We start from the raw sequence: 4281 nt of genomic DNA on the forward strand, positions 1-4281 counted from the left end.
GAGGTGGATCGGCGCGTTAGCGCCGAGACGGATGAGGGGTGTTCCAGCGGAGTGAAACGTTGGCGTTCCCTGGAACACCCCTCATCCGTCGCCTCCGGCGACACCTTCTCCCACAAGGGGAGAAGGAAAAGGCGCCTCTGCCTCAATAAATATCGAAGTCGAAATACTTGGCCTGGATCTTCTTGTAGGTGCCGTCGGCAACGATCGCGTCGATGGCCGCGTTGAGCTTGTCGCGCAGGGCCGTGTCGTCCAGGCGCACGGCGATGCCGGCCTGGGTCTCGGTGCCCTTGACGTCGCCGACCAGCTTGCAGCAGCCGTCGCTTGCCTTCTTCAGCCAATCCATCAGCACGAACTTGTCCGAGATCACGGCGTCAAGACGACCGTTGGTCAGGTCGGTGATCGCCTCTTCCTGGGTGGGATAGAGTTTGGCCTCCGCGCCCGCCTTGCCATATTCATTCTGGGCATAGTCGGCCTGCGTGGTCGAAGCCTGGGCACCGACCGTCTTGCCGGCAAGGGCCGCCGGTTCGGTCGAGGTGAGATCGGTGTCCTTCGGCGCCACCAGAGCCAGCGGTGTCGTATAATATTTGTTGGTGAAGGCGACCTGCTTCTTGCGCTCCTCGGTGATGCTCATCGAGGCGATGATGGCGTCGAACTTCTTGGCCTGCAAAGCGGGAATGATGCCGTCCCAGTCCTGGGTAACGATCTCGCATTCGACCTTCATCTGCGCGCACAGCGCATTGGCGATGTCGATGTCGAAGCCTTCGACCTTGCCGTCGGCGGTAATGGTGTTGAACGGCGGATAGGCGCCCTCGGTGCCGATCTTGATTTTCTCCGCCGCCTGCACCGACAGAGAGCCGGCCAGTGTTGCCAGCATGGCAGCGCCCGCCGCCGATATGACCCATTTCGAAAATCGCATTTTCTTGGTTCCCCTTGAACGCCGCCAGCTTGACGGGCGGCAAGGCAGCCAAGCATGGCGAGCCGGTACAGGCAAGTATTTTGCCTTGGGGCAATGAGGGTCAGCGCGCGGCGCGGAAATGCTTGGACAGCTTCAGGCCCTGCGCCTGGTAGTTGGAGCCGAGATCGGTGCCGTAGAGCGCCTGCGGCCGCTTCAGCATATGCTCGTAGACCAGCCGGCCGACGATCTGGCCGTGGTCGAGGATGAACGGCACTTCATGGCTGCGCACTTCCAGCACCGCCCGGCTGCCGGTGCCGCCGGATGCGGAATGGCCGAAGCCCGGATCGAAGAAGCCGGCATAATGGACGCGGAATTCGCCGACCAGCGGATCGAAGGGCGTCATCTCGGCGGCGTAGAGCGGCGGCACATGCACCGCCTCCTGGCTGACGAGGATGTAGAATTCATCGGGGTCGAGCACCAGTTCGCCGGCGCCGCTCTTGTGGATCGGTTCCCAGAAGTCGACGACTTCCTGGGCCGCGCGCTTGTCGACATCGACGAGGCCGGTGTGATGCTTGCCGCGATAGCCGACCAAGCCGCTTTGATCGCCGTTGAGGTCGATCGACAGCGCGATGCCGCCGCCGGAAATGTTCGGCGGCTCGGTGGCGACAAGCATCTGCGTGCGATGCAGGTCGTGCAACTCGGCTTCGGAGAGCAGCGCATTGCCGGTGCGGAAACGGATCTGCGACAGGCGCGACCCGGTGCGGACGACGATCGGGAAGGTGCGCGGGCTGACTTCCAGAAAGAGCGGGCCATGATAGCCGGCCGCGATCTTGTCGAACTCGTGGCCGCGATCGGTCATGACGCGGGTGAAGATGTCGAGCCGTCCGGTCGAACTCTTCGGATTGGCCGAGGCTGAAATGTCCGCCGGCAGCGCCAGGCTTTCAAGCAGGGGCACGATGTAGACGCAGCCGGTCTCCAGCACCGCGCCCTCGGCCAGATTGATCTCGTGCAGCTGCAGCCGGTCGAGCTTTTCCGAGACCTTGTGATTGGGGCCGGGCAGGAAGGAGGCGCGCACCCGCCAGGCCTTGTCGCCGAGCCTGAGATCGAGGCTGGCCGGCTGGATCTGGTCGGTGTCGAGCGCACGCGCCGACTTCAGCGCGCCGGACTGGAGCAGCGCCGATATGTCCTGGTCGGGAAGAATGCCTGTCTGCCGCAAGGCTCCACTCCTGCTTGGTACAAACCTCTTAATGAAGCCGGCAATTGACGCAAGCGCGGTGCGGGTCTAAAGGGTCGTTATCCCGTGGTGATTTGGCCGGTCGGCTTGCAGCCACGTTAAACAAGTCGCTAAAGGACCGTCGGGCCGCAAGGCCGTATGGACCGGTTGCGACTTTCGCGGCCGGTTTTTTTGTGTCTGGAAGAAAAGCGATGAGCACCAAGAAGCGCAACTGGAAGCCTCAGACGGCACTCGTGCACAGCGGAACGCTGCGTTCCGGTTTCGGCGAAACGTCAGAAGCGATCTATCTCACCCAAGGCTATGTCTACGAAACGGCGCAAGCCGCCGAAGCCCGTTTCAAGGGCGAAGAGCCGGGTTTCATCTATTCGCGCTACGCCAATCCGACCGTCGACATGTTCGAGAAGCGCATGTGCGCGCTGGAAGGTGCGGAAGACGCGCGCGCCACCGCGTCGGGCATGGCCGCGGTGACGGCCGCCCTTCTGTGCAGCGCCAAGGCCGGCGACCATATCGTGGCGGCGCGTGCGCTGTTCGGCTCCTGCCGCTGGGTGGTCGAGACGCTGGCGCCGAGATACGGCATCGAGGCGACGCTGGTCGACGGCACCGACATCGCCAACTGGGAAAAGGCGATCAAGCCGAACACCAAGCTGTTCTTCCTGGAAAGCCCGACCAATCCGACGCTGGAAGTGGTCGATATCGCCGCTGTCGCTTCGCTTGCCAATTCGATCGGCGCCAGGCTGATCGTCGACAATGTCTTCGCCACGCCCCTGCAGCAGAAGCCCTTGCAGCTCGGCGCCCATATCGTCGTCTATTCGGCGACCAAGCACATAGACGGCCAGGGGCGCTGTCTCGGCGGCGTCATCCTGTCGGACAAGAAGTGGATCGACGAGAACCTGCACGACTATTTCCGCCATACCGGCCCAAGCCTTTCGCCTTTCAACGCCTGGACGCTGCTGAAGGGCCTGGAAACGCTGCCGCTGCGCGTACGCCAGCAGACGGAAAGTGCCGGCCGGATCGCGGATTTTCTGGCCGAACGGCCGGAAATCGCGCGCGTCATCTATCCCGGCCGCGCCGACCATCCGCAGGCCGACATCGTCAAGAAGCAGATGTCGGGCGGCTCGACGCTGATCTGCCTGGACGTCAAGGGCGGCAAGCAGGCGGCCTTCGCCTTGCAGAACGCGCTCGACATCGTCCTGATCTCCAACAATCTCGGTGACGCCAAGAGCCTGATCACCCACCCGGCGACGACGACGCACAAAAATCTCAGCGACGAGGCGCGCGCCGAGCTCGGCATCGGGCCGGGCACGCTCAGGCTGTCGGTTGGCCTGGAGGATGCCGACGATCTGCTCGAGGACATCGCGCAGGCGCTGAAGGCCAGGTAGGAGGCCTTCAGGCGCCGGACGGCGTCTCTTCCAGCTCGGCCGTCTTGGTGCCGATGGTCATCGCATTGCCGCGCCAGTCGACGGCGCCGCCGAGCCAACCGCGCCCCCACATCGCCGGCAGGATCAGGTCGCGCGCCATGATCGCGGCGACCATGCGTGGCGACAGGTACCAGCCCTTGGACCAGGCCAGGGCGCACTCCGGAAGATAGAAGGCCGCCAGCACGGCAAGGGCGGTTGCCCAGAGGCTGAAGCCGGCGCTTGCCGCTGCAATCAGCGCAAGCACCAGCGGCACCACGGCGCCCGTCAGGATTTCGGGTGCGAAGAACAGCGGGAAAGTGACGCGGCGCAGGCGCGCCCAACGGGCCTGACGCGACCAGATCTCGTCAAACGAGCGCCGGCCAAGCGGCTGCTCGAAGGGGGCGGCGACGAGATTGACGCGCAGGCCGAGACTGTTCACCAGCTTGGTCGCAGCGGCATCCTCGGCGATCTCGGCGGCCAGCACGCGGATGCCGCCATTGGCATCGAGCATCGGCTTGTTCCAGAGCATGCTCTTGCCCTGGGCAAAGCCGAGGCCGAGCGCCTCACCGGCATATTGCCAGCGCGCCTGCAGCGTGTTGAGGAAAGCGCGTTCGACCTCGGCCCAGAAGCCGGCCGGCCGCGAGCCGATCGGCGTCGAGCAGACAAGGCCGGTGCCGGGCCGCCAGGCAGCCATCAGGTGCTGGATGTAGTCCCTCGGCATCAGCACGTTGGAATCGGCCAGGACGACCCAGTCG

General features: G+C 64.4%; 4 protein-coding genes and 1 riboswitch. Of the genes, 1 reads left to right on the forward strand and 3 read right to left on the reverse strand.

Annotated features, from left to right (window positions below):
• Window positions 1-142 precede the first annotated feature (142 nt).
• Together ENZ74_RS23635 and ENZ74_RS23640 are read right to left on the reverse strand one after the other, a co-directional pair.
• A complete protein-coding gene (locus ENZ74_RS23635; protein ID WP_024503157.1) occupies window positions 143-916 on the reverse strand; it encodes an ABC transporter substrate-binding protein in 774 nt (257 codons plus the stop codon).
• Window positions 917-1016: 100 nt separating this feature from the next.
• The gene (locus tag ENZ74_RS23640; RefSeq protein ID WP_063170016.1) at window positions 1017-2111 is read right to left on the reverse strand and encodes a 2'-deoxycytidine 5'-triphosphate deaminase; all 1095 of its coding nucleotides are present in this window, start codon (window positions 2109-2111) and stop codon (window positions 1017-1019) included.
• Window positions 2112-2185: 74 nt separating this feature from the next.
• Window positions 2186-2263: riboswitch (SAM riboswitch) on the forward strand.
• Window positions 2264-2320: 57 nt separating this feature from the next.
• Between ENZ74_RS23640 and ENZ74_RS23645 the strand changes: the two genes are divergently transcribed.
• Window positions 2321-3508, forward strand: coding sequence for an O-succinylhomoserine sulfhydrylase (locus ENZ74_RS23645; RefSeq protein ID WP_063170015.1), 1188 nt, complete (start codon window positions 2321-2323; stop codon window positions 3506-3508).
• A 7-nt stretch (window positions 3509-3515) separates the two neighbouring features.
• Here ENZ74_RS23645 and ENZ74_RS23650 read toward each other — a convergent pair.
• Window positions 3516-4281, reverse strand: a 766-nt coding sequence (locus tag ENZ74_RS23650) for a glycosyltransferase (RefSeq protein WP_127313021.1), incomplete at its 5' end; no start/stop codon positions are given.

Origin of the sequence: Mesorhizobium sp. M7A.F.Ca.CA.002.15.2.1 (genome assembly GCF_003998715.1) — a bacterium.
Lineage (GTDB): Bacteria > Pseudomonadota > Alphaproteobacteria > Rhizobiales > Rhizobiaceae > Mesorhizobium > Mesorhizobium ciceri.

What these genes read in the sequence shown, in the direction of transcription:
- ENZ74_RS23635 (WP_024503157.1), bottom strand. Translation starts at nt 916, where the DNA reads ATGCGATTTTCGAAATGGGTCATATCGGCGGCGGGCGCTGCCATGCTG.
- ENZ74_RS23645 (WP_063170015.1), top strand. Translation starts at nt 2,321, where the DNA reads ATGAGCACCAAGAAGCGCAACTGGAAGCCTCAGACGGCACTCGTGCAC.